This is a genomic window from Aeromonas sp. QDB18 (genome assembly GCF_027705325.1).
Lineage (GTDB): Bacteria > Pseudomonadota > Gammaproteobacteria > Enterobacterales > Aeromonadaceae > Aeromonas > Aeromonas caviae.
The window spans coordinates 1-1725 of record NZ_JAPDBQ010000269.1 but is presented as its reverse complement, the minus strand read 5'-3'; the positions used below and the strand labels follow the sequence as shown (position 1 = coordinate 1725).

Here is a 1725-nt window from a genome sequence, read left to right as displayed (position 1 = left end):
CCGTCATTCCGCACCTGATTTTCCCTTTTTCGCGGCTTGACAGCGATCGGCTGTTTTGATCTATTACTGCTTTTTGCAGGTCGCTCATCATGCCCGCTCCCCGCATCGCCATCCGTAACCTTGATCACCTCGGCTTGGTCGCTGGCCTGTGCCAAGAGCTCGATATCGCCCGCATGATCGATGCGGTGCTGCCCAAAAACCAATCCTTCAAAGTCTCTCATGGTCAGGCGTTGGTGGCCATGATCATCAACGGCTTAGGCTTCCATAGCAGCACCTTGCACCTGTTCCCGCGGTTCTTCGCCAACAAGCCGGTCGAGCGATTGATCGGCCCCGGGCTCTGCGCCGATGATCTTAATGATGATGTGCTCGGGCGCTGTCTGGATGCGCTGTTTGCGGCCGATGTGTCGACGCTTTATCAGGTGATGGCCGAGCAAGTGGTCGCCAAGCTGGGGCTCAAGCCCACGGCGGTGCATCTTGATATCACCAGCTTTCACGTCGATGGCGCCTATGACTGCGCCGATGGCGAACAGACCGGCCGGCTGCAACTGGTGCGGGGATACAGCCGTGACCATCGGCCAGAGCTCAATCAGGTGATCCTGGAGCTGATCTGTGAGAATCAGGCCGGCTTGCCGGTGTACCTGCAAGCGCTCAGTGGCAACAGCAACGATAACAGCGCCTTTCGCGAGACGGTTAAGCGCCACCTGCGCAGCCTCAAGTCCGCGCAGGAGAGCCGCTATCTGGTCGGTGATGCAGCGCTGTACTGCGCCGAGACCCTACACCTGTTGCATCATCAGCGCCAGCTGTTCATCACCCGCGTGCCGCGCACCCTGACGGAAGCACGGAATGCTGTGGCAGCCATTGGTGAGGCGCCGCTGACCGCGCTGGGCGATGGCTACCAGGGGCGCTGGCTGGATGCCGACTACGCGGATGTGCCGCAGCGCTGGCTGCTGGTGCGCAGCGAAAAGGCCAACCATGCCGAGCAGAAAACGCTGGCCAAGCACCTGCTGGGCGACAGCACCCGCGAGCTCAAGGCGTTCACCAAACTGTGCGCGCGGCGCTTTGCCTGTCAGGCCGATGCCGAAGCGGAGCTGGCGCGCTTTGCCAACAGGCTGAAACTACTGGAGATTGTGCAAGGCCACGTGCTGACGGAGCCCGTTTACGCCAGCGCCGGCAGACCCAAAAGCGGCCAGCAACCCGACAGCTATCAGTACCGCATCGAGGGTCAGGCCGCGACCTGCCTGGAACGGGTGGAGGAGGCCAACGCCCAGACGGGCGTGTTCATCCTGGCCACCAACGACCTGAGCGGCACCCTGACCATGGCCGAACTGCTGGCCACCTACAAGGCACAGCAAACGGTTGAGCGCGGCTTTCGTTTCCTCAAAAGCCCCGAGTTTCTGACCTCATCGCTCTATCTGAAAAAGCCGGAGCGCATTGAAGCCCTGTTGATGGTGATGACCTGCAGCCTGATGATTTACGCCGCGCTGGAGCACCGTATCCGCAAAGGGCTGGTTGCCCAAGGCCGCAGCGTGCCGGACATGAAGAAGAAACCGACGCAGAAGCCAACCGCCCGCTGGATCTTCCTGTGCTTTGGCGGGATCCACGAGTACAGCCTGGGGGGCGAACCAGCCCAAGTGACCGACATCAACACCGTTCAGGAGACCATCATCGACGTTCTCGGCCCTCGATACCGGCAGATTTATTCATGAAGCGGGTGCGGAATGTCGG

At 61.0% G+C, this 1725-nt stretch carries 1 protein-coding gene; it reads left to right on the top strand.

All coding sequences use genetic code 11. The annotated features are described in order from the left end of the window. The first annotated feature begins 89 nt into the window (after nt 1–89). Entirely contained in the window at nt 90–1706 is a 1617-nt protein-coding gene (locus OKC30_RS20755; RefSeq protein WP_270805425.1) for an IS1634 family transposase, read from the top strand. The last annotated feature ends 19 nt before the right edge of the window (nt 1707–1725 follow it).